This window comes from Candidatus Nanopelagicales bacterium, assembly GCA_028687755.1.
GTDB lineage: Bacteria > Actinomycetota > Actinomycetes > S36-B12 > S36-B12 > UBA11398.
The window spans coordinates 1-22655 of sequence record JAQTZL010000010.1 but is presented as its reverse complement, the minus strand read 5'-3'; the positions used below and the strand labels follow the sequence as shown (position 1 = coordinate 22655).

The following is a 22655-nucleotide window of genomic DNA, read 5'->3' as shown; positions in this document are numbered from 1 at the left end:
CGGGAGTTGTGAAACCCCGCAGCTACCTCGATCACGCCGCGACAACGCGCATGTTGCCGCAGGCGCAAGAGCGCTGGCTTGAGGTCAGTTCGCTCGTGGGCAACCCCTCATCCCTGCATGATTCCGGCCGTCGAACTCGCCGAATTGTTGAAGAGGCGCGCGAGAGTATCGCGGCTGATCTGGTCACCCGTCCAAGTGCAGTGATCTTCACGGGCGGAGGAACTGAAGCTGACAATCTCGCAGTCAAAGGTTTGTTCTGGCGAGGTCAAGAATTGGGAAAGAACGGCATAGTTGCATCGAGCGTTGAGCACCATGCTGTCCTTGATCCCGTTACCTGGCTTGGAGAGCATCAGGGAGCCAAGGTTCAGTGGGTCAACGTTGACCCGCTGGGCAGAATCGATCTGGATGAAGTGGCGAAAGCAGTAACCACGCAAGATATTGCGCTAGTCACAGTCATGTGGGCGAATAATGAAGTAGGCACGGTTCAGCCGGTCTTTGAGCTTGCTGAAATGTGTCGCGCGCATGGAGTCGCATTTCATACGGATGCAGTACAAGTGCTTGGACAGTTGCCAATGAACTTGACGCAGCTTCGTGCGTCTGCAGTCACCATTACGGCACACAAGATTGGTGGACCGTTTGGTGTTGGTGCACTCATTCTTGATCCTGATATCAAACCGACCCCTCTTCTTCATGGCGGTGGCCATGAGCGCGAGATTAGGTCAGGCACCCTTGATGCCGCAGGCATTGCGAGTTTTGCAGTAGCTGTACGCCATGCGGTCGAGCAGCAAGCGGCATTTGCCTCGCGAGTTCAAGCATTGCGAAACGACCTTGTTGAACGTGTGCTTGCATCTGTTCCTGCTGCTCGCCTCAATGGTGAATCGGACTTGAAGAGCGATCAGCGACTGCCTGCAAATGCGCATTTCACCTTCGATGAATGTGAAGGTGACGCTCTGTTGATGTTGCTTGATGCAGCAGGAATTGATTGTTCAACGGGATCGGCCTGCACGGCTGGAATTCCTGAACCAAGTCACGTATTGCTGGCAATGGGTGCAGAACCGCGAGCCTCAAGGGGATCGTTGCGATTCTCGCTTGGTTCCGATTCGACAGTAGCCGATGTTGATCGCCTACTTGAAGTGCTGCCAGGGGTAGTGGACCGTGCAAGTCGTGCAGGGCAAGTGCGGAGTCGTTCATGAAGGTATTGACGGCAATGTCCGGTGGAGTTGACTCTTCTGTCACAGCAGCGCGCATGGTTGATGCGGGTCATGAAGTTACAGGTGTACACCTGGCACTTTCAAAATCTTCGAGCGTGCCGGGATCGCGTGGATGTTGCACGCTAGACGACGCACGTGATGCCAGGCGTGTTGCTGACAAGCTCGATATCCCGTTCTATGTCTGGGATCTATCTGAGCAATTTCGCGAAGAAGTCATGAATAACTTCCTCGAGGAATATAGCAACGGTCATACGCCTAATCCATGCCTGCGTTGTAACGAGAAAATCAAGTTTCTTGCACTGTTGGATCGCGCAATTGACCTTGGGTTCGATGCAGTAGCTACAGGTCATTATGCGCAGGTCATTGATGGACCATTGGGTAAGGAACTCCATCGTGCCGTTGACCCAGAAAAAGATCAGTCATATGTCTTGGGCATGTTGGAGCAGTGGCAACTTGAGCGCTCGCTTTTTCCTCTCGGTGCAAACACCAAGGTGGAAATTCGTGTTGAGGCCGAGCAGCGAGGTTTGCTGACGGCTAAGAAGCCTGACAGTCATGACATCTGCTTTATTCCTGATGGTGACACAGCAGGATTTCTGCGTTCAAAACTTGGCGATCAGCCGGGTGAAATCATTGATATCGAAACTGGTCAAGTCATTGCTGACCATGAAGGCGCATTTGGCTACACGATTGGTCAGCGTCGCGGATTAGATCTGCGAGTACCGGCGGCGGATGGAAAGCCGCGTTATGTCGTTGATGTTGACATTGCCACACGCAAAGTATTTGTAGGGCCACCTGTGTTGCTTGATGTTGATCAAATTATTGGTGTGCGGCCCACGTGGACAAACGGACCAATAGAAGAAAATGCCTTGCAGTGCTTTGCTCAGGTGAGAGCCCATGGTGCACCCGTACCAGCGAAAGCTCGCATAGTTGACGGCGAACTTGTGGTTGACCTTGATGAAGCAATTCGTGGGCTAGCGACCGGCCAGGGTGTTGTGTTATTCGATGGCACTCGCGTGATTGGTTCGGCGACCATCGAGCGAACGCGGCGAGTAGTTCGCACGTGAGTTTTCCGTGGGATTTGGGCGCAGCAACAGGCGTAGGTTCATTGCCAGGTGAGAGTGCACGCGATGCAGCGCGGGTTGTCGCTGGTGAGTTACCTGAATTCCTCCATGTTCCAGAATTGCCCAATCGCGGACCTGGCGGGGACTTGATTGGGCGCACGGGCGGATTACTTCATGCAGTGGGTGCTGACTTTGGGTTGGAAACCACTGCTGATGGGTGGCGAATCACCGATGGATTAAGTCGGGTAATGAAAAGAGCCATCTCCTGGGTTGATGAAGATCTTGATGCCATTGAAGAGTTTGGGCAGGATTACGCAGGCCCAATCAAGACGCAGATCGTTGGCCCTTGGACTATGGCTGCCAGTGTTGAACTCGCGGGCGGTGAACGCATTCTTCGTGACAGCGGTGCCTGTCGTGACTTGGCAGGAGCGTTATCTGAAGCAGCGCGTATTCACGTTGAAGATCTGGCTCGCCGCTTCCCAAAGGCGACAGTGGTGCTCCAGGTTGATGAACCTGGATTGCCTGCAGTGCTGAACGGAACACTGGGAAGTGTCAGTGGCCTTTCGCGTTTTGATCCCGTTGATCCACCAGTTGTGCAAGATGCACTGCGTGCAGTGCTCAACGCAGTCCCGAACGTGCTGAGTGGAATTCATTGTTGTGCTGCCAACCCACCCCTGCGGGTGATGACCGATGCGGGTGCAAAATTTTTCAGTATTGATCTCACCCTTGGGCGGATCGACGAAGACGCAATGGGTGAGGCCTGGGAACAAGGCCTTGGCCTTTTTGCTGGCTGTATCGATCCGTTCCTCCTGGGTGAGCGTCGCATGAGCGACACGACTGCAAGTGCGCCCTTGAGAAATCTGGCTCACCACCTCGGGTTGGAGGATGCTGAGCACATGGCATCTGTAGTGATGACTCCGAGGTGTGGGTGTGCGGGCGCTTCTTGGGTGCAAACGCGCTCTGCGTATGACGCAGCTAAACGCGCAGGCCGAGTGCTACGCAATGAGGACTCACATGAGTGACGTTCCCCACGAAGCTCAATTGCGTTGGTCTGCACTTGTTGGTCAAATCGAGGACGCGCGACGTGCGTATTACGAGCAAGACAATCCAACGATTGACGATCTTGAGTACGACACACTCTTTAACGAGTTGATTGCTTTGGAAGCAAAATTTCCAATTTTGCAGACTCAGGATTCGCCGACGATGGCAGTTGGCGGTGCGGCGGGGGATATGTTCACGCCGGTTGAACACCTGCAGCGCATGTACTCGCTCGATAACGTCTTTGATGCTGAAGAACTTGATGCTTGGTTCGCTCGCACCGAAAAGTCACTGAGCAAGTTTCCAAGTTTGTTATGTGAACTCAAAATCGATGGCCTTGCCATTGATGCGGTGTATGAGCAAGGCAAACTTAAATCTGTTGCGACTCGTGGTGACGGACGAGTTGGTGAGGATGTCACCTATAACGCAGCATTTATTGCAGCGATCCCAAAGGCTTTGAAAGCCACGAAAGGTGTGCCAATCCCGGCGTTAATTGAAGTGCGTGGTGAAGTCTTTTTCACCAATGCATCCTTTGATCAACTGAACTCCGAGCAAAGCGATCAAGGATTGTCGCTGTTTGCTAACCCTCGCAACGCTGCCGCAGGCAGTCTTCGTCAACGTATTGATAAGCGCGAGCAAGATCTGGCTGAAGCGCAAAAAGATTCCGTTTCAGATCGTCAACAGCAGCGAGTTTCCAAGTTGCAGGCAGAACTTGATCGTTCCGTGCGCAGATTGCAGGAGTTGCATTTCACCGTGCATGGGATCGGTGCAGTCACGGGGATTGAACTCGAACGCCAAAGTCAGGCCTATGAAATTCTGAAAAATCTTGGCCTACCTACGAGTGAGCATTTCAAGGTGCACGAGGATGCCAATGGTGCGCGAGAGTTCATCGCTTACTACGGCGAGCATCGCCACGACGTCGCACATGAGATTGATGGCATCGTCATCAAAGTCGACGACATGACCGACCAGCGTGAACTTGGTGAGACATCTCGTGCGCCACGGTGGGCAATTGCTTATAAATATCCTCCCGAAGTCGTGCGCACTCGGTTACTGGATATACAAGTCAACGTGGGCCGCACCGGTCGTGTTACTCCATTTGCGGTCATGGAACCAGTGAAAGTAGCTGGATCAACGGTTGCGATGGCCACCTTGCACAATGGGTTCGAAGTTGCGCGCAAGGGTGTACTCATTGGTGACATGGTCTTTTTGCGCAAGGCCGGTGATGTGATTCCTGAGGTGCTGGGTCCTGTTCTTGAATTACGGACGGGTGATGAGCGTGCATTCGTGATGCCGACGCATTGCCCTGACTGTGGCACCGAATTGAAACCTGAAACCGAAGGTGACAAGGACCTGCGTTGCCCAAATGCGCGAAGTTGCCCAGGTCAGTTGATGGAACGCCTTGCAAATATTGGTAGCCGTAAAGCATTGGATATCGAAGGCCTCGGCGAAAAATCGGCAATCGCAATCCTTGAATCAGGGCTTGTGCAAGACGAGGGAGATTTATTTAATCTCACCGAAGAAGATTTCCGTACCAGTGACTATTTCACTAAGGATTCAGATCGAAAGCTCAGCGAAAATGCGAAAGCGATCCTTGAGCAACTGCAAGTTGCCAAGCAACAACCACTGTGGCGGGTTCTGGTCGCACTTTCTATTCGGCATGTTGGCCCACCCACAGCGCAAGCAATCACCAAGGTCTTCACCAGCATGGATGCTTTGCAACATGCAACGACGCAACAACTGGCCCAAGTAGAAGGCATCGGGCAGATCACGGCTGAAGCGATCGCCGAGTGGTTCGCTGAAGATTGGCGCGTTGACGTCATTCATAAGTGGCGTGAGGCTGGCGTTCGGATGGCGGATGAAGTCATTGACACTGGACCTCAGCCGCTAGCTGGATTGGTCATGGTGATCACAGGGTCACTAGAAGGCTTCACTCGAGATGGGGCAGAAGCAGCGGCGAGCTCCCTAGGAGCCAAAGTCACCGGATCAGTGTCCAAAAAGACGCAACTCCTCGTTGCGGGAGCGAATGCGGGCTCCAAACTGGACAAGGCAGAGAGCCTTGGAATCCCAGTGATCGGACTCGAAGGATTCAAGGTCTTGCTGGCTGAAGGGTTCCAGGCTGCGCTCAATAAGATTGAGCAATGACCTCGATCAGCAGGGCCGATGTTGCTCACCTAGGCCGGTTAGCCCGCCTCGAACTCACTGAATCTGAACTCGACCACTATTCCGAGCAACTTGATGTGATTCTGCAATCAGTTGCCCGTATTTCTGAGGTGGCTGCCGATGACATCCCACCGATGTCACATCCAATTCCGATGGTCAATGTTTTTCGCGACGACGTGGTCAAGCCGAGCTTGACTCGTGAAGAAGCCCTAGCGGCGGCTCCGGCAACTGAGGATGACCGCTTCCGTGTTCCACGTATTTTGGATGAGGAGTAATCATGAGTGACCTCATTCGCCAAAATGCCTCAGTGTTGGCAAACGCCATCGCAACAAAAGAAGTTTCTGCGGTTGAAGTAACACAAGCGCACTTGGATCGGATTTCGGCTGTTGACGGCAAAGTGCATGCTTTTTTGCACGTCAATGCACAATCAGCACTCGACCAAGCCAAGGCAGTAGACGCAAAGGTTGCTTCTGGCGCACCACTGAGTCCACTCGCAGGTGTACCTCTTGGTTTGAAAGATGTGTTGGCCATGAAAGGCGAGCCAACAACTGCTGGTTCAAAGATTCTTGAGGGCTGGCGCCCGCCCTATGACTCAACAGTGGTCCAGCGTTTGCGAGCAGCAGACATTGTCATTCTTGGTAAAACCAACATGGATGAATTCGCGATGGGTTCATCAACCGAGCATTCGGCCTATGGCGCAACACATAACCCTTGGGACTTGGACCGCATTCCTGGCGGTTCCGGTGGCGGTTCAGCCGCGGCCCTTGCGGCCTTTGAGGCGCCTCTTGCCATAGGCACTGATACCGGCGGATCAATTCGCCAACCAGCATCAGTAACCGGAACTGTCGGGGTGAAGCCAACGTACGGCGGTGTTTCACGTTACGGCCAGATCGCCTTGGCTTCCTCACTTGATCAACCTGGTCCGTGTGCTCGAACCGTTCTGGACACAGCATTACTCCATGCAGCAATTGCTGGTTATGACCCAATGGATTCAACATCGATTAATGCAGCGGTTCCTGATGTCGTTGCAGCTGCCCAGCGTGCTGATGTACGTGGCATGAAGATTGGTGTGGTGAAGGAACTGGGCGGCGACGGCTACCAGGCTGGTGTTTCTCAACGATATGCAGAGGCATTAGAGATCTTGCAAGGTCTCGGCGCAGAAGTCATCGAAGTGTCCTGCCCAAGTTTTGAATACGCCCTCGGTGCGTATTACCTGATTCTTCCGTCTGAGGCTTCAAGTAACTTGGCACGTTTTGACGGCATGCGTTACGGCCTTCGTGTTGGTGACGACGGCAACAATGGCGTTGAGCAAGTGATGTCGATGACTCGTGAGGCAGGTTTTGGCCCGGAAGTGAAGCGACGAATCATGTTGGGAACCTATGCATTGTCGAGTGGGTACTACGACGCGTATTACGGTCAAGCGCAAAAGGTACGCACACTCATTACTCGTGACTTCAACGCAGCCTTTGAGAAGGTCGATGTATTGGTGTCACCAACTGCTCCAACCACGGCATTCAAATTGGGTGAAAAGCTTGATGATCCAATTGCGATGTATCTCAATGACGTGGCGACCATTCCGGTGAACCTTGCTGGCATCGGTGCAATGTCGTTACCCATTGGCCTTGCACCTGAAGATGGTTTGCCTGTTGGTTTCCAAATAATGGCGCCAGCAATGGCCGATGATCGTCTTTACCTCGCCGGTGGCGCTTTGGAAGCAGCGCTCACTGATAAATGGGGGCATCTGTTGATCGAGGAGGCTCCAGCGCTATGACCACTACTTCGCACGGTGATGTGTACATCCCTTTTGATGAGGCAATGAGTCGCTACGAGCCAATCATTGGTATCGAAACGCACGTTGAACTCGGCACCAACTCCAAGATGTGGTGCGGCTGCTCAACGGATTTCGGTTCAGATGCCAACACCCAGGTATGCCCTGTGTGCCTTGGGTTGCCTGGATCAATGCCCGTGGTGAACCGCGTTGCTGTTGAGTCAACAATTCGTATTGGGTTAGCGCTGAACTGCAATATTGCGCAATGGTGTCGCTTTGCTCGTAAGAATTATTTCTATCCAGATATGCCCAAGGATTACCAGATCAGTCAGTACGACGAGCCTTTGTGTTACGACGGCTACCTCGATGTCACAGTAGATACTCCTGATGGGCCGCAGGTGTTTCGTGTTGAAATTGAACGCGTACACATGGAGGAAGACACGGGCAAGCTCACGCACACAGGTGGAGCAACAGGCCGTATTCATGGCGCTGAGTACTCACTTGTTGACTACAACCGTGCTGGCATTCCTTTAATTGAAATCGTGACGAAAACGGTGATTGGCACAGGTTCGCTTGCGCCAGAAGTAGCCAAGGCTTACGTGAAGGAGCTGCGCGATGTCATGCGAGCTCTTGGTGTTTCAGATGTGCGCATGGAGGAGGGTTCCATGCGTTGCGACGTTAACCTTTCACTGAACAAGCCTGGCGATGGCTGGGGCACCCGCAGTGAAACCAAGAACGTAAACTCGCTGCGTTCCGTTGAACGCGCAGTGCGAAGTGAAATCGAACGTCAGGCGTCAGTTTTGGATAATGGCGGGCGAGTAATTCAAGAAACCCGTCACTTCCATGAAGACACAGGTCGGTCGACGAGTGGTCGATCAAAGGAACAGGCTGAGGATTACCGCTATTTCCCTGAGCCAGACCTTGTCCCAGTAGCGCCAAGCCTGGACTGGGTCGAAGAACTTCGTGCAAGTTTGCCGGAAATGCCATCGGTCAAGCGTGCGCGTTTGAAAGAAGAATGGAACATCAACGACTTTGAGTTGGCTTCGCTTGCAAACTCGGGTGCACTTGATCTCGTGGAAGCCACCATCGCTATCGGCGTTGACTCGGTTGCGGCGCGTAAATGGTGGACCGGTGAATTGCTGCGTGTGGCTAATGAACAGGGCATTGAGCTTGAAGCGTTGAGTGTGACGCCACAAGACATTCAGCAAGTTGAATCGCTCATTGCTTCCGGTGCGCTTAATGACAAGCTCGCTCGTCAGGTATTTGAAGGCGTTCTCGCCGGCGAGGGCACGGTAGAAGAAATCATCGCAACTCGTGGGTTGGCTGTCGTCAGTGACGATGGAGCGCTGCTTGCGGCAATTGATGAAGCACTCGCAGCAGCTCCTGATGTCGCAGAGAAAATTCTGAGCGGCAAGATCCAAGCTGCTGGTGCAGTAGTGGGCGCTGTGATGAAAGCAACCAAGGGTCAAGCAGATGCTGCCAAGGTTCGAGCATTGCTCCTTGAGCGCCTTGGGGTCACCGAATAATTCTTTAAGGAATCAAGCCTTCGGACTGTGCCACGCGGTAGAGGTCTGTTTTTGTTGAGACGGCAATTCCTGATTTGCGGTACTTCGCGCGGACTCGCTTGATGTACTCATCGGCCGTTCCTGCAGTGATACCCATCTGGCGAGCAACACTGGTCATTTTCAGGCCTGATGCATACAGCACCATTGCGCGACGCTCTTGATCGGAAAGTTTTACCTGTGGCCCTTTGGCCGAGAGCAATGCGGTGGCCACTTCAGGGGAGGTGTACTCCTCGCCGCGCAAGATGGCCTCGATGGCTTCGATGAGCTGCGCACTTTCGGCCTGCTTGGAAACATATCCCTTCACACCCATGGCGAGTGCGGATCGGATCGTTGCGGAATCGCCAAGTGCACTCACGATGAGCACGGGGGAGGAGTACTCGACCAGCGCCAAGATGTTGTTCAGGGGCGAATTGTTGTCATTCAGGTCAAGATCAAGGATGACGCAATCAACGGGCGACTGTTCAAGGTGATCGAGCGCAGCCTCAATTGATGAGCCTGAATACGCCATAGCCATGTCCCGGAAATGGGAGACAAGCCTTTCCGCTAGCGCTTCACGGACCAGCGGATGGTCCTCCAGAATGATGAAACTCGGCGTAGTCTTCATGTTTGCCTTTCATTAGTTTACAGACTTAATGCCCGATGCCAACCATCAAAGGTGCAAGTAATGACGATCAAGGCCACTGAGTCCGACGCATTGATGTCTACTCGTCGCTGGTTGATGATCGCGGGCTCGGTTGTATGGATCAGTACAACGCTCATCATTGCGCGATATCAATGGACGTTCTTAAGTGCGACCGAACATGTTTTAGTACTGATCGGTGTTTGTCTGTTCGTAGTTGCGATCGTTACCAGTGGAAATACACAACTACTCTGGCTGTTTCCCCTTGGTCAGTCGTTCTTTCTTTTGTGTGCATTTGTGGCTCCAGAGACATCACCGACCTGGCTGGCATTGACCACTCTGTCCAGTTGGCTGGGGTATTTCTTGATTGCACTGACCTCCCAAAAAATTGGGCTGTTGTGCATTCCAGTTGCGGCAACAGTCACGCTCATTGCTTGGCGAACGCACCCCAACGTTGTTGTGCCAGGAGCGCTTGAAATTTTCGGTGGATGGGTGGTCTTCGGGCAGTTGATAGGCGGATCTGCGGCACTTTGGTGGGCTTGGAACACCTTGAAGAACGAAGCCCGTACCGGCGATCAACTCACCGAAGATCTCGAATTAGAAACGAGTCGTTCGTTTGAGTTACAGGAACGAGCACGCGCTTGGCGTGTGGCGGCTACCTATGTTCATGAGTCAGTACTGAACACTGTGAGGTATGCACTCCTAACAACGTCAATTGACGGAAGTCGACTCAATGAGGAAATTGCGCTTGCATCTTCTGGCCGCAGGTCACGTGTCTGGGATCATGGGCCCAGCACCGCTGACCTCATCCAAGAGGTGGCCTTTGCAAATTTTGAGCACCTTTCGGTTTCCGTGGTTGGAAGCGTTCCTGACGTCGAACTCGAACGTGAAGTATTTGAATCATTGAGGGCTGCAATCGTTGAGTTAATGCGAAATATTGATCGACATTCAGTAGACAAGCGCGTTGAGCTGTCAATGGAAGTCACCCCGGAAGCAAGTGTGATCATCTGCCTTGAGGGCGGTGCGCCAGTAGATGAAAAAAGCGTTCCTGGAATCGGTCGTACAACCGTGGTGGAGCAGTCCCTGGATTCAATAGGAGCGAGGTTCGCCACGCAGAAGATTTCAGATGGACGCGCAAAGTCGTTCATAGAAATACATCTGGCTAATCACGACTCCACTTCACCTCACAGTCAAGCGGTTGGATTCCCGCCCTTTGATAAGGCTCGGCTGCTTGTTACTTCTCCGTTGGCTGCTATGTCGGTAGTTGGATCCATCTATTTCATCCATCTCATGTTCTTGGATCAAGGAATTACTGAAATCAGTGCATGGCTTGGACTTGCGGGAATAGCGATCGCTGCCGCAATAGTTGTTCGCCGATACCGGCTTAAGTCGTGGCTGGGTGCGCTTTTGGTGCTGTTGCCAGCACTTGTTCCTACATTTTTAGTGAGAACTGAATTTGCATGTAGTGACAGTGGGTTCATTTCGCCTGTTCTGACAATTTCAGGTTTCACTGTGATGATCATCTCGGCCTGGAGTGGTCGTTTGGCTGGCAGTGTTGGGCTTGCTGTTTGGGCTATTGGTGGGTGGAACGTTGTGATGAGTTTCTCTGCCAACTGTCGTGATTCAGTTGCCTTGGCTCTACTGAATTCACTTGTTGTGCTGCCAATCATTTTGATTGTTTCTTTCGTAGGAGCAAAGGCATATCGCAAAGCTGCAGATCGATCTCGAGCATTACGTCTCTTGGAAATTGCAGAACGCTCGCGGGCGCAGGCGGCGCAAGAAGTCAATGCGCAGCTCGATGATGCGATTTCTTCGGCACTTGAAGTTTTAGAAATGATCGCTAATGGAAGTGAATTGACCGATGAACTGCGAAATGAATTAGAAGTTCAAGATGGTCGCATTCGTGCAGCGATCCAGGTTGATTCTGAACGAGATGGATCGTTTGCGGTGCTGATGAGGTCACTGGTTGAAGAAGTAGCAGATCTAGGAATCAGAACACGGGTGAAGGCCATGGTTTCATCACATGACAGTCGACCAATTGATGCAAATCTCCATTCACTCTTGTACTCCCTACTGGTGGCCAACCGAACACAACGAACCCAAGTACAAGTGTTTACCGATGGCGTAGAAGACCATCTGGTGCTGACGGTAGAGCGCAACAGTTTGCGTGAAGTAGGGCTGAGCCCTGGTGAACGACAAGAATTTGGAGATGTAGCCCTTCAGGTTGAGGAAGGCGAGGATCGAGAAGTCGGTGAAAGCGCCTACGCAGTCATTTTGAGTCGCGCCATCGAGGTTTGGCCCTCAAGAAGCCCGAGGGGGAGTGCCCGAGCCTAGGGTTGCGATTACCCTTAGAGGGCGCACCTTTGAATTCCACGAGATAGGTAGGCCAGTTATGCCAATGTACCGCTCACGCACCTCAACCCATGGCCGCAATATGGCAGGTGCCCGTGCACTCTGGCGCGCAACGGGCATGGGCGATAGCGACTTTGGTAAGCCAATCATCGCGGTTGTGAACTCGTTTACTCAGTTCGTCCCTGGCCACGTGCACCTCAAAGACATGGGCCAGTTGGTTGCTCGTGAGATCGAGGCTGCTGGCGGTGTCGCCAAAGAGTTCAACACCATTGCTATCGACGATGGCATCGCGATGGGTCACGCGGGCATGCTCTATTCATTGCCAAGTCGGGATCTCATTGCAGACTCAGTTGAATACATGGTCAACGCGCATACGGCAGACGCCATGGTGTGTATCTCAAACTGCGACAAGATCACGCCGGGCATGCTGATGGCAGCACTTCGCCTCAATATTCCCGTTGTTTTTGTTTCCGGTGGCCCGATGGAAGCCGGCAAGGTGCAATGGGGTGATACCACTCGAGCAGTGGACCTCATCGACGCGATGATCGAAGCGGGCGACGAAAAGAACTCCGATGCTGATATCGAGCGCATGGAACGTTCCGCTTGCCCAACCTGTGGATCCTGCTCGGGCATGTTCACCGCTAACTCGATGAACTGCCTGACTGAAGCGCTGGGCTTGTCATTGCCCGGCAACGGTTCGATGCTGGCGACTCACGCTGATCGCAAGGGACTGTTCTTGCGCGCGGGTCGTTTGATCGTTGAGATCACCAAGCGTTACTACGAGGAAGATGACGAGTCAGTTCTTCCACGTTCGATAGCAACGTTTGATGCCTTTGAAAATGCTATGGCCCTTGACATTGCGATGGGTGGCTCAACGAACACTGTGCTCCATCTTCTTGCTGCAGCGACCGAAGCTGGTGTTCCGTTCCGCATGGCCGATATCGATCGGCTTTCGCACAAGGTGCCAAACCTTTCGAAGGTGGCTCCTGCGGTGCAAACCGTGCATATGGAAGACGTTCACCGCGCGGGTGGTGTGATGGCGATTCTTGGTGAGCTCGATCGTGCGGGTGTGTTGCACACAGAGTTGCCAACGATTCACGAACCAACAATGGCAATGGCCTTGGCGAAGTGGGATATCGCGCAAACAACAGACCCAGAAGTCCATAAGTTTTTCAGCGCCGCTCCTGGCGGGGTGCCAACGCAGGTGGCCTTTTCTCAGGACCGTCGTTACGACTCCGTTGACACAGACCGTGTAGGCGGTGTTATCCGTAACAAGGAGCATGCATTTTCTCAAGACGGCGGTTTGGCGGTGCTCTTTGGAAACTTGGCAGTTGATGGATGCATCGTGAAAACCGCTGGAGTTGCAGAGGAGTTGTTGACTTTCTCTGGTCCAGCGCGCATCTTCCACAGTCAAGATGAAGCAGTTGAAGGCATCCTTAATAACAAGATCGTTGCCGGTGATTGCGTCATCGTTCGCTATGAGGGCCCTCGCGGTGGTCCAGGCATGCAAGAAATGCTGTACCCAACGTCATTCATCAAGTCCAAGGGCTTGGGTAAGGCCTGCGCGCTGATCACTGATGGCAGGTTCTCTGGCGGAACTTCCGGTTTGTCAGTTGGTCACGTCTCACCTGAGGCTGCCAGCGGCGGAACAATCGCGTTGGTTGAAGAAGGCGACACCATCATCATCGATATCCCAGCTCGCGTGATCCGGCTCGATGTTGCTGATGAGGAACTCGCCGCCCGGCGTGCAGCGATGGAAGCCAAGGGTGCCGATGCTTATAAGCCAATAGGTCGCGATCGCGTGGTTTCGCCGGCATTGCGGGCCTACGCAGCAATGGTGACCTCGGCTGACACCGGGGCGGTCCGGGATGTCAGTCGACTCGACTGATGTACTTGATTTATATACCCCCTAGGGGTATGCTTTTGCCATGAAACAAATCGTCATCATTGGTGGAGTAGCGGGCGGCATGTCTGCAGCTACTCGTCTTCGTCGTCTAGACCCAACAGCATCGATCATTGTGATCGAACGCAGTGGCTACGTCTCGTATGCAAACTGCGGACTGCCGTATTTTGTAGGCGGTGTCATCTCAGAGCGACAAGATCTACTCTTGCAAACACCAGAAAGTTTGCACGACCGCTTCCGCCTCGATGTGCGAATCTTGAGTGAAGTCTCTGGAATTAATCGTGGCGCTAAAACGGTGACGGTCAAGAATTTAGTTGACGGACAGTCCTATGACCTGCCATATGACTACTTGGTACTCAGCCCAGGGGCCTCGCCAATCGTTCCGCCGCTGCCTGGCATTGAACGCGCGCTCACGCTTCGCACAATCGAAGATGTAACCAAGATGGCCAATGCCGTCAAAGCCAATCCTTCGCACGCAGTAGTGATTGGTGGCGGATTTATTGGTGTGGAAACAGCTGAAAATCTTGTACACCGCGGTATCAAGACCACGTTGATCGAAGCCATGGATCAAGTGCTGGCGCCGCTTGACCCAGAAATGGCATTGCCAGTAGCTGATGAGTTGCGCAACCATGGCATCGATGTGCGCTTAGGTTCGGGTCTTGCTGCCGTTACTGAGACTGGCGTTGAGTTGGCAAACGGCGAACGCATCGATGCAGATTTGATCATCTTGGCCATTGGTGTTCGCCCAGATACAACGTTGGCAAAAGCAGCTGATGTTGAAGTAGGGCCACGTGGCGGAATTGTGGTTGACGGTTTCAATCGCACATCTGACAAGTTCATCTATGCCATTGGTGACGCTGCGGAAAAGAGTGATGCTCTTGACGGCGAAGCAGTGCTCGTGCCATTGGCGAATATCGCAAACCGCCAGGGTCGCGTCGTTGCAGATCACATCATGGAACGCAAAGTGCGTGAAGTTCCAACGATTGGAACCGCGATCGTCAAGGTCTTTGACCTCGTAGTAGCAACCACCGGATGGAATGAAAAAAGGCTCACGGCTGCTGGTCGTTCATTCGTTGTTCTGCATTCACATCCAGGTTCACATGCGGGCTATTACCCAGGTGCGGAATCGATGATGCTCAAGTTGCTGATCGATGCCGACACTGAACACATCCTTGGTGCTCAGGGAGTAGGCCGTGAAGGTGTTGATAAGCGCATCGATGTGATTGCCACAGCAATGCGTGCAGGTATCACCGCGCCAGAGCTCGCAGATCTTGAACTTGCCTACGCTCCACCGTTTGGCTCAGCAAAAGATCCAGTGAACATGCTTGGCTACATGGCGGACAACATCCTCACTGGGCTGACAACTTCAGTGCAGTGGAGCCAATTAGCTGACCGAGTGGCCCAAGGGGCGACCGTTGTCGATGTCCGTAGTGCGAGCGAATTCAAAAGTGGGCACATTCCAGGGGCTGTGAATGTTCCCGTTGACGACCTTCGCGAGCGCTTTGGTGAACTACCTAAGGAAGACGTCATTGTCTATTGCAAGGTGGGGCAGCGCGGGCACACCGCAGCCACACTTTTGGGGGAGCTCGGCATTGAGGCGTCGAACCTCGATGGTGGCTACCAAACTTGGTCACATTCGCCTGCCGCTCGGGGCTAATTCAAGCCGTGGCCCGCGTCACCCCAAAGGGGGGTGACAGGGGCCTGTTGCGGGAGTAAACTCATTCCTGTGTCAACGTCACTTGTAGTTATGAGGCGCGCCGCCTGATTGTTAGCCGGCGCGCTCCCTCCGCTACCCGCAAGGGTCGGGGGGTTTTCTTATGAGATCGACCTGACCGATTCACCCGAATCGAAGAGAAGAAGGCAGTAATGAGCGAGCAGATCACGGGCGCCCAGAGCCTCGTGCTGTCCCTAGAGGCGGCGGGAGTGACCGATGTCTTTGGTATTCCCGGTGGAGCGATCCTTCCCCTGTATGACCCTTTGATGGATTCAACTCGGATTCGCCACATTTTGGTTCGTCATGAGCAAGGTGCTGGTCATGCTGCGGAAGGTTATGCGGCTGCCTCTGGTCGTGTAGGTGTGTGCATGGCAACCAGTGGCCCAGGTGCCACCAATTTGGTTACCCCAATCGCAGACGCCAATATGGACTCAGTTCCGATGGTGGCCATTACTGGTCAGGTGGCAAGTACCTCGATCGGCACCGACGCCTTCCAGGAAGCAGATATTCGCGGCATCACGATGCCGATCACTAAGCACAGTTTCTTGGTAACGAATCCAGACATGATCCCTCAGGCAGTCGCCGAGGCCTTCCACATTGCTGCAACAGGTCGACCAGGGCCAGTTCTTGTCGACGTATCAAAAGATGCGCTTCAGGCACTCACCACGTTCGATTGGCCATCGTCAGTTGACCTTCCCGGCTACCACCCAGTCACGCGTCCGCACGCCAAGCAGGTGCGCGAAGCAGCTCGTCTGATTGTTGAGTCGCGTCAGCCTGTGCTGTACGTCGGTGGTGGCGTGATTCGTGCGAATGCATCTGCTGCCTTATTACGTTTGGCTGAACTCACGGGAATTCCTGTGGTGACCACGCTCATGGCGCGTGGCGCATTCCCTGACACCCACATGCTGCACCTTGGTATGCCAGGCATGCACGGTTCTGTTGCTGCAGTTGGCGCGTTGCAAAAGTCAGATTTGCTCATCACCCTCGGGGCACGTTTTGATGATCGCGTCACTGGCAAGCTCTCTACGTTTGCTCCAAACGCTGCGGTGATTCACGCGGACATTGACCCAGCTGAAATCGGAAAGAATCGTTTTGCAGATGTGCCAATCGTGGGTGACTTGTCAGAGATCATTCCCGACCTGGTTGCAGCCATTGAAGTTGAATTCGCGAACAACAATCGTGGTGACTACGAAGGCTGGTGGACTCAGTTAGGGCGGATCCGTGATGACTACCCATTGGGCTACGACTTCCCAACCGATGGCACCTTGTCGCCTCAATATGTCATTGAGCGTCTTGGAATTATTTCTGGCGACAACTCAATCTTCACTTCTGGCGTTGGTCAGCATCAAATGTGGGCGGCTCAGTTCATCAAGTACAACAAGCCGAATACCTGGTTGAACTCAGGCGGTTTGGGCACTATGGGTTACGCAGTGCCTGCAGCCATGGGCGCAAAGGTTGGCGTACCTGACAAAACCGTGTGGGCAATTGATGGCGATGGCTGTTTTCAGATGACCAATCAAGAGCTCGTCACATGTTCCATTAACGAAATTCCCATCAAGGTTGCCTTGATCAACAACAGCAGCCTTGGCATGGTGCGTCAATGGCAGACCTTGTTCTACAACGAGCGTTATTCAAATACGAATCTGCATTCACATCGCATCCCGGATTTTGTGAAGTTAGCCGATGCGTATGGATGCCATGGTCTTCGTTGCGAATCACAAGATCAGGTCGATGCAACAATCGAAAAAGCCATGAGTCTCAATGATGCACCGGTTGTTATTGACTTTGTGGTTCACAAGGATGCAATGGTGTGGCCGATGGTTGCAGCAGGTGCAAGTAACGATGAAATCCAATTCGCTCGTTCTATGGCTCCAGAGTGGGGAGGCGACGAATAATGACTCGTCATACGCTGTCTGTGCTGGTTCAAGATCAGCCCGGAGTTCTTGCTCGTGTAGCCAGTTTGTTCTCACGTCGCGGGTTCAATATTGAATCCTTGGCTGTGGGCCCAACTGAAGTGCCCGATGTTTCGCGCATGACCATTGTGGTGAACGTCGACGGTTCGCCGCTTGAGCAAGTGACCAAGCAACTCAACAAACTCATTAACGTGCTCAAGATCGTTGAACTTGACCCTGCGGCTTCGGTTTCTCGCGAAATCATGCTGGTCAAGGTCAAGGCCGATGTGGACTCCCGCAGCCGGGTCATCGAAGTGGTCCAACTCTTCAAGGCCAAGGTCGTGGATGTGGCTCCTGAGGCATTGACCATCGAGATCACCGGAAATCCAGAGAAGCTCACGGATTTCCTCAAGGTGATGGAGCCATTTGGCATCAAAGAATTGGTGAAGTCGGGCATGGTGGCCGTTGGCCGCGGTTCCCGCTCCATTTCAGATAGGTCCAGCCGCCCTGCGGATAAGTCAGGGGAGCGCACCGCGTAATCTGTGGAGCGCTTTAACGCAATTTTCACACAATCAAGGAGAACCTCCGGTGGCAGCAGAACTGTTCTATGACAAGGACGCCGACCTATCGATCATCCAGGGCCGCAAGGTTGCGGTGCTCGGATTCGGTAGCCAGGGTCACGCCCACGCTATGTCCCTTCGTGACTCAGGCGTCGATGTCCGTGTTGGCCTAGCCGAGGGCTCAAAGAGCCGTGCCAAGGCTGAAGAAGCTGGCTTGCGCGTGGTTGATCCGTCAACCGCTGCTGCTGAGGCAGACGTCATCATGGTGCTCGTGCCGGACCCTGTTCAGGCAAAGCTCTACAAGGATGCAATCGAACCAAACCTCAAGGCTGGCGATGCACTCTTCTTCGCCCATGGTTTCAACATTCGCTTTGGTTTCATTAAGCCACCTGCTGACGTAGATGTCGCCATGGTTGCTCCAAAGGGCCCAGGCCACTTGGTTCGCCGTGAGTACGCAGCTGGTCGTGGCGTTCCTGCCATCGTTGCCGTTGAGCAAGATGCAACTGGCAATGCTTGGCCATTGGCCCTCAGCTACGCCAAGGCAATTGGTTCACTTCGCGCAGGTGGCATCAAGACCACATTCACCGAAGAAACTGAAACTGACCTTTTTGGTGAGCAAGCAGTGCTGTGTGGCGGTGCTTCCCAGCTCGTGATGTACGGCTTCGAGGTTCTCACTGAAGCTGGCTACCAGCCAGAGGTTGCTTACTTCGAGTGCTTGCATGAACTCAAGCTCATCGTTGACCTCATGTACGAAGGCGGCATTGCTAAGCAGCGTTGGAGTGTTTCTGACACTGCGGAGTACGGCGACTACGTGTCAGGTCCTCGCGTGATTGATCCTTCGGTGAAGGAAAACATGAAGGCTGTTCTTGCAGACATCCAAAATGGCAACTTTGCTCAACGCTTCATGGATGACCAAGCAGCCGGTGGCCCAGAGTTCAAGGCACTTCGCGCCAAGGGCGAGAAGCACCCAATCGAAGCTGTTGGTCGCGAACTTCGCGGCTTGATGAGCTGGGTTGATAACCGTGGTGATGACTACGTTGAAGGCACTGCAGCACGCTAAACATCAGTAAGCATTTGAGCTAATGGCCAGTCCCACTCGGGGCTGGCCATTAGCTTTGTGCGGGATCTTGGGGCGCTGAAGTGTGCTGCTGCAACTGATCGATGTAATTCGTGAGATCAGTGATTTGTTGCTGGCGTGGGCCAAGAATGAGAAACCAAATTGCTGCTGCAACGGCAATAAAGAGTGCAATCCCGCCGCCGATCATGCGTAAGCGCGGGTGACCAATCTGATCTTCCATCACTGCCCGCCCCTCAAGAGTTGCAGTTGATGACTGAGGTCATTGAGCTGTGGCTGCTGGTACAACCACAAGGCGACGCTGGCAATGCCAAGCATCACGAAAGACGCGAGAATCCAGCGTTTGATGCCAAGCAAAACCACTGCTTCGCGTACTGCGCTAGGCAGGAGATTTGTTCGGGGCAAAGTACTCGTGAACCCCGAAGTGCGAGCGAGTGCTACGGGCAGCGCGTAGTCATCCAGGCAGACCACATTGCATGCAAACGATGTTCGGAAATTGTGCGTGATGTCAGCGACATCTTTTCCTTCGCCAGTCAACGCAATTAACGTAATCAATGATTCGGGATTACTTTGAGAATATTGATCAATGCAATCAGCCAAGAGATTGGCAACTGAGTGATTCCAGGTGTGAAGAATTTCTCGAGTGCGGCGTTGCCACTCCACTGAATTGTCTAATTCACTGGTGATTGCAAATATTCGTTCACGCGCCTGTTCAAAGGAAATGCCAAAAGTGGACTCAAGAGTGAGAGCAGCAATATCGGTACCTTGGTTGGCGTAACTCCTTGTGAATTGCAGTCCAGCATTATTGACGAAGGCAACGGTGACAACGTCAGAGGCAATGTCGACCGCAGCAATCATTTGAGCAGTGTCGGCAACGTTATGCACAGTGCGGGCAAGGGCACTTGGCAGTGCTTCAGTGGCAATGGGGGTAAGTCGAGCATCGATCAATGTTTCAGAAGCTATTTGGATTGCGAGAGCATTAGTGCGTGCGTCAATTTGGTCACCCTCTACAAGGTCCTCGAGTGTGATTGAGGCGCCATCAACGCTGAACACCACGTTGCGGGTAGTGAAATGACCTTGCCGCCAAGTTTTTCGAAGTGCCTTGGTTACCCCGCTTCGATCTGTTATTACGCCATTGACGATGGCGCCCTCGGGCAATGCAACTTCAGTCGCATGTTTTATTCGCATGGAGCCACGGGAATGGTGAAGTTCAACTGCCTGAATTCTCGAGGGTTCGAATCGCACACCTACGGCGTGTGATGCCCGCCGAGTGAGGTGAAGCCGCGACATCTGATTCCTTAATGCGTCAAGTCCAAATTACCTACATGTGGACGGTACCCGATTCGCATGTAGTCGAACACAGTTCGGTCAGGAACCTGTGGATGGTGATGTGCGTCCATCGAAAATTGTTCGGATACTGACCGGATGAACAGTCAATTACTGGCGTATCTGCCATTGATATGTGTGTGGGGTATTGCAGGAACAGCGCTCGTGGTTATCGATATCCGCACGCATCGACTCCCCAATCGCATCGTGTTCAGCCTGTACCCGCTCGTCACTTTGGCACTTGCTCTCGCGGGAGCGCTTGGGGGTAGGGGGAGCTGGACGCAGGCATTCATAGGCGCAGGTATCTGGACCCTGATGCTCGGCTCCGTTTGGTTGGTCACTTCAGGCAGAGCGATGGGTTTTGGCGATGTGAAACTTGCGCCTGTTTTGGGCCTAAGCCTTGGGTGGTTTGGGTGGGAGATCGCCGCTGTCGGAGTTATCTGCGCATGGTTCCTTGGTGGGATCTTTGCAAGTCTGCTGATGGTGATCGGGCGGGCGCAACGGTCATCGGCAATTGCCTTTGGTCCGTTCCTGGTTGCAGGTTTCTGGGTAGCGCTTGCCCTTGGGCCATGGCTGGTTCATGGCGAATTTATTGCGCATTTGGGGTGAAGGATGGCGTGGATAGCCGCGAACGGAGGCCCCTTGTGATCTCGCTAGACTCACCCAGTGACTAAACCACGTGTACTCATCGCCGAAGAACTGTCCCCAGCAACCGTCGAGGCCCTTGGCCCGGACTTTGAGATCGTGGAATGCGATGGTGCCGACCGCGCTGCCTTGCTTCCTGCGATCGCTGACGTAGACGCCATTTTGGTGCGTTCAGCAACTCAAATCGATGCTGAGGCCCTTGCAGCTGCCAAGAAGCTCAAGGTTGTTGCCCGTGCAGGTGTTGGTCTGGACAACGTCGATGTGAAGGCTGCAACTCAAGCCGGCGTCATGGTGGTCAACGCTCCAACCTCAAACATCGTGTCGGCTGCAGAGCTCGCAGTTGCTTTGTTGCTGGCTAGCGCTCGCAACATCGTTCCGGCAAACCTTGCGCTCACCAAGGGGGAGTGGAAGCGCTCGAAATACAACGGTGTTGAACTTTCCGACAAGGTGGTTGGCGTTGTTGGTCTTGGCCGCATCGGCATTCTGGTCGCTCAGCGCTTGAGCGCCTTCGGTGTGCAACTCATTGCTTATGACCCATACGTGCAGCCAGCACGTGCTGCTCAGCTTGGCATCCGCATGGTCACCCTTGATGACCTTCTGGTTGAGAGTGATTTCATCACCGTTCACCTTCCAAAGACACCAGAAACCATTGGTCTGATCGGTGATGCAGAGCTTCACAAGGTCAAGCCAACCGTGCGCATTATTAACGCTGCTCGTGGCGGCATTGTTGATGAAAAGGCTTTGTACGAAGCAATTGTTGACGGTCGTGTTGCGGGCGCAGGTGTTGACGTATACGCCAAGGAGCCCTGCACTGACTCACCTTTGTTTAGCCTTGAGCAGGTTGTTGCTACCCCTCACCTTGGTGCATCAACAGATGAAGCTCAGGAAAAAGCTGGCATCGCAGTTGCTCGCTCAGTACGTCTTGCGCTTGCTGGCGAACTCGTACCTGACGCAGTGAACGTCCAAGGTGGCCAAATGGCCGACCAGATCAAGCCGCTTGTTCCACTTGCTGAGCAGCTCGGTCTGATCGCATGCAGCTTGGCAGGTGACGCGGTTGAGCGTGTTGACGTTGAAGTACTTGGTGACGTTATTGATCACGATGTTCGCGTACTTGAACTCAGTGCGCTCAAGGGTGTCTTCCAGAACCTTGTTCATGATCCAGTGTCATTCGTCAATGCTCCGGTGCTCGCTGAACAGCGTGGCGTAGAAGTTGCTTTGACCACAAATCGCGAAAGTGGCGATCATCGCTCGCTCGTCCGTGTGCGTCTAACGCTGACAAACGGTTCAAAGGTCGAAGTTGCGGGAACATCAACCGGTCCACGTAATATCGGCAAGCTCGTTGAACTTGATGGCTACGACATAGACGTCGCAATCAGTGATCAACTTGCATTCCTTCGCTACCACGACAAGCCAGGCGTCGTTGGTGTCGTTGGCCGCGTTCTTGGTGAAGCAGGCGTGAACATCGCCAACATGCAGGTAGCTCGCAATGATTCCGGTCATGCACTCATCGTGTTGACCCTTGATCAGCCAGCGCCAGCTGCAACCCTGGAAGCAATCGTGAAAGAGATTGATGCGCACTCAGGTCGCGCAGTAAGCCTCATCTAAGGATTCACATAAGTAAGGGCCCAGAAGCGATTCTTGGGTTCTAGGGGTCGATGCAACACCTGAGTAGTGCAGGGGTTGCGATGACAGACAAAGTTAGAGGGCGTCGTTCTTCGGGACGGCGCCCTTCTGCGCGTCAGATTCAGTTCATGGCGTTGTTA

18 protein-coding genes are annotated in these 22655 nt (G+C 53.4%); 15 read left to right on the top strand and 3 right to left on the bottom strand.

What is annotated here, in order from left to right:
- Positions 1–8: 8 nt before the first annotated feature.
- Genes PHN51_10565 through gatB form a run of 7 tightly spaced genes read left to right on the top strand, consistent with a single transcriptional unit; the run spans position 9 to position 8767 of the window.
- Complete coding sequence (locus tag PHN51_10565; protein MDD2819218.1) at positions 9–1193, top strand: cysteine desulfurase family protein; 1185 nt, start codon at positions 9–11, stop codon at positions 1191–1193.
- Entirely contained in the window at positions 1190–2275 is a 1086-nt protein-coding gene (mnmA, locus tag PHN51_10560) for a tRNA 2-thiouridine(34) synthase MnmA (GenBank protein ID MDD2819217.1), read from the top strand. Before PHN51_10565 ends, mnmA begins: the two co-directional genes overlap by 4 nt.
- Positions 2272–3294 carry a hypothetical protein gene (locus PHN51_10555; GenBank protein MDD2819216.1) on the top strand — a complete coding sequence of 341 codons (1023 nt, stop codon included), beginning with the start codon at positions 2272–2274 and terminating at the stop codon, positions 3292–3294. The genes mnmA and PHN51_10555 overlap by 4 nt, the downstream gene beginning before the upstream one ends.
- Positions 3287–5455 carry an NAD-dependent DNA ligase LigA gene (gene ligA, locus PHN51_10550; GenBank protein ID MDD2819215.1) on the top strand — a complete coding sequence of 723 codons (2169 nt, stop codon included), beginning with the start codon at positions 3287–3289 and terminating at the stop codon, positions 5453–5455. Before PHN51_10555 ends, ligA begins: the two co-directional genes overlap by 8 nt.
- Positions 5452–5748, top strand: coding sequence for an Asp-tRNA(Asn)/Glu-tRNA(Gln) amidotransferase subunit GatC (gatC, locus tag PHN51_10545; protein MDD2819214.1), 297 nt, complete (start codon positions 5452–5454; stop codon positions 5746–5748). Before ligA ends, gatC begins: the two co-directional genes overlap by 4 nt.
- A 2-nt stretch (positions 5749–5750) precedes the next feature.
- On the top strand, positions 5751–7244 hold the full coding sequence (gene gatA / locus PHN51_10540) for an Asp-tRNA(Asn)/Glu-tRNA(Gln) amidotransferase subunit GatA (protein ID MDD2819213.1): 1494 nt from the start codon (positions 5751–5753) through the stop codon (positions 7242–7244).
- The gene (gene gatB, locus PHN51_10535; protein ID MDD2819212.1) at positions 7241–8767 is read left to right on the top strand and encodes an Asp-tRNA(Asn)/Glu-tRNA(Gln) amidotransferase subunit GatB; all 1527 of its coding nucleotides are present in this window, start codon (positions 7241–7243) and stop codon (positions 8765–8767) included. Before gatA ends, gatB begins: the two co-directional genes overlap by 4 nt.
- A gap of 4 nt (positions 8768–8771) precedes the next feature.
- On the opposite strand, the gene PHN51_10530 is transcribed toward gatB, so the two are convergent.
- A complete protein-coding gene (locus PHN51_10530; GenBank protein MDD2819211.1) occupies positions 8772–9410 on the bottom strand; it encodes a response regulator transcription factor in 639 nt (212 codons plus the stop codon).
- Between the two features lie 60 nt (positions 9411–9470).
- Between PHN51_10530 and PHN51_10525 the strand changes: the two genes are divergently transcribed.
- The 6 genes from PHN51_10525 (at position 9471) to ilvC (ending at position 18906) form a co-directional block, all read left to right on the top strand.
- On the top strand, positions 9471–11759 hold the full coding sequence (locus PHN51_10525; protein ID MDD2819210.1) for a hypothetical protein: 2289 nt from the start codon (positions 9471–9473) through the stop codon (positions 11757–11759).
- A gap of 58 nt (positions 11760–11817) precedes the next feature.
- The gene (gene ilvD / locus PHN51_10520; protein MDD2819209.1) at positions 11818–13665 is read left to right on the top strand and encodes a dihydroxy-acid dehydratase; all 1848 of its coding nucleotides are present in this window, start codon (positions 11818–11820) and stop codon (positions 13663–13665) included.
- Between the two features lie 40 nt (positions 13666–13705).
- Complete coding sequence (locus tag PHN51_10515; GenBank protein MDD2819208.1) at positions 13706–15337, top strand: FAD-dependent oxidoreductase; 1632 nt, start codon at positions 13706–13708, stop codon at positions 15335–15337.
- 188 nt (positions 15338–15525) lie between these two features.
- Complete coding sequence (locus PHN51_10510; GenBank protein MDD2819207.1) at positions 15526–17289, top strand: acetolactate synthase large subunit; 1764 nt, start codon at positions 15526–15528, stop codon at positions 17287–17289.
- The gene (gene ilvN, locus PHN51_10505) at positions 17289–17825 is read left to right on the top strand and encodes an acetolactate synthase small subunit (GenBank protein ID MDD2819206.1); all 537 of its coding nucleotides are present in this window, start codon (positions 17289–17291) and stop codon (positions 17823–17825) included. Before PHN51_10510 ends, ilvN begins: the two co-directional genes overlap by 1 nt.
- Before the next feature lie 49 nt (positions 17826–17874).
- Entirely contained in the window at positions 17875–18906 is a 1032-nt protein-coding gene (ilvC, locus tag PHN51_10500) for a ketol-acid reductoisomerase (GenBank protein MDD2819205.1), read from the top strand.
- Between the two features lie 49 nt (positions 18907–18955).
- On the opposite strand, the gene PHN51_10495 is transcribed toward ilvC, so the two are convergent.
- Complete coding sequence (locus tag PHN51_10495; protein MDD2819204.1) at positions 18956–19144, bottom strand: hypothetical protein; 189 nt, start codon at positions 19142–19144, stop codon at positions 18956–18958.
- A complete protein-coding gene (gene pilM, locus PHN51_10490) occupies positions 19144–20211 on the bottom strand; it encodes a pilus assembly protein PilM (protein MDD2819203.1) in 1068 nt (355 codons plus the stop codon). The genes PHN51_10495 and pilM overlap by 1 nt, the downstream gene beginning before the upstream one ends.
- Positions 20212–20346: 135 nt before the next feature.
- Here pilM and PHN51_10485 point away from each other — a divergent pair, with 135 nt between their 5' ends.
- On the top strand, positions 20347–20856 hold the full coding sequence (locus PHN51_10485; GenBank protein ID MDD2819202.1) for an A24 family peptidase: 510 nt from the start codon (positions 20347–20349) through the stop codon (positions 20854–20856).
- 57 nt (positions 20857–20913) lie between these two features.
- Complete coding sequence (gene serA / locus PHN51_10480) at positions 20914–22497, top strand: phosphoglycerate dehydrogenase (protein MDD2819201.1); 1584 nt, start codon at positions 20914–20916, stop codon at positions 22495–22497.
- The last annotated feature ends 158 nt before the right edge of the window (positions 22498–22655 follow it).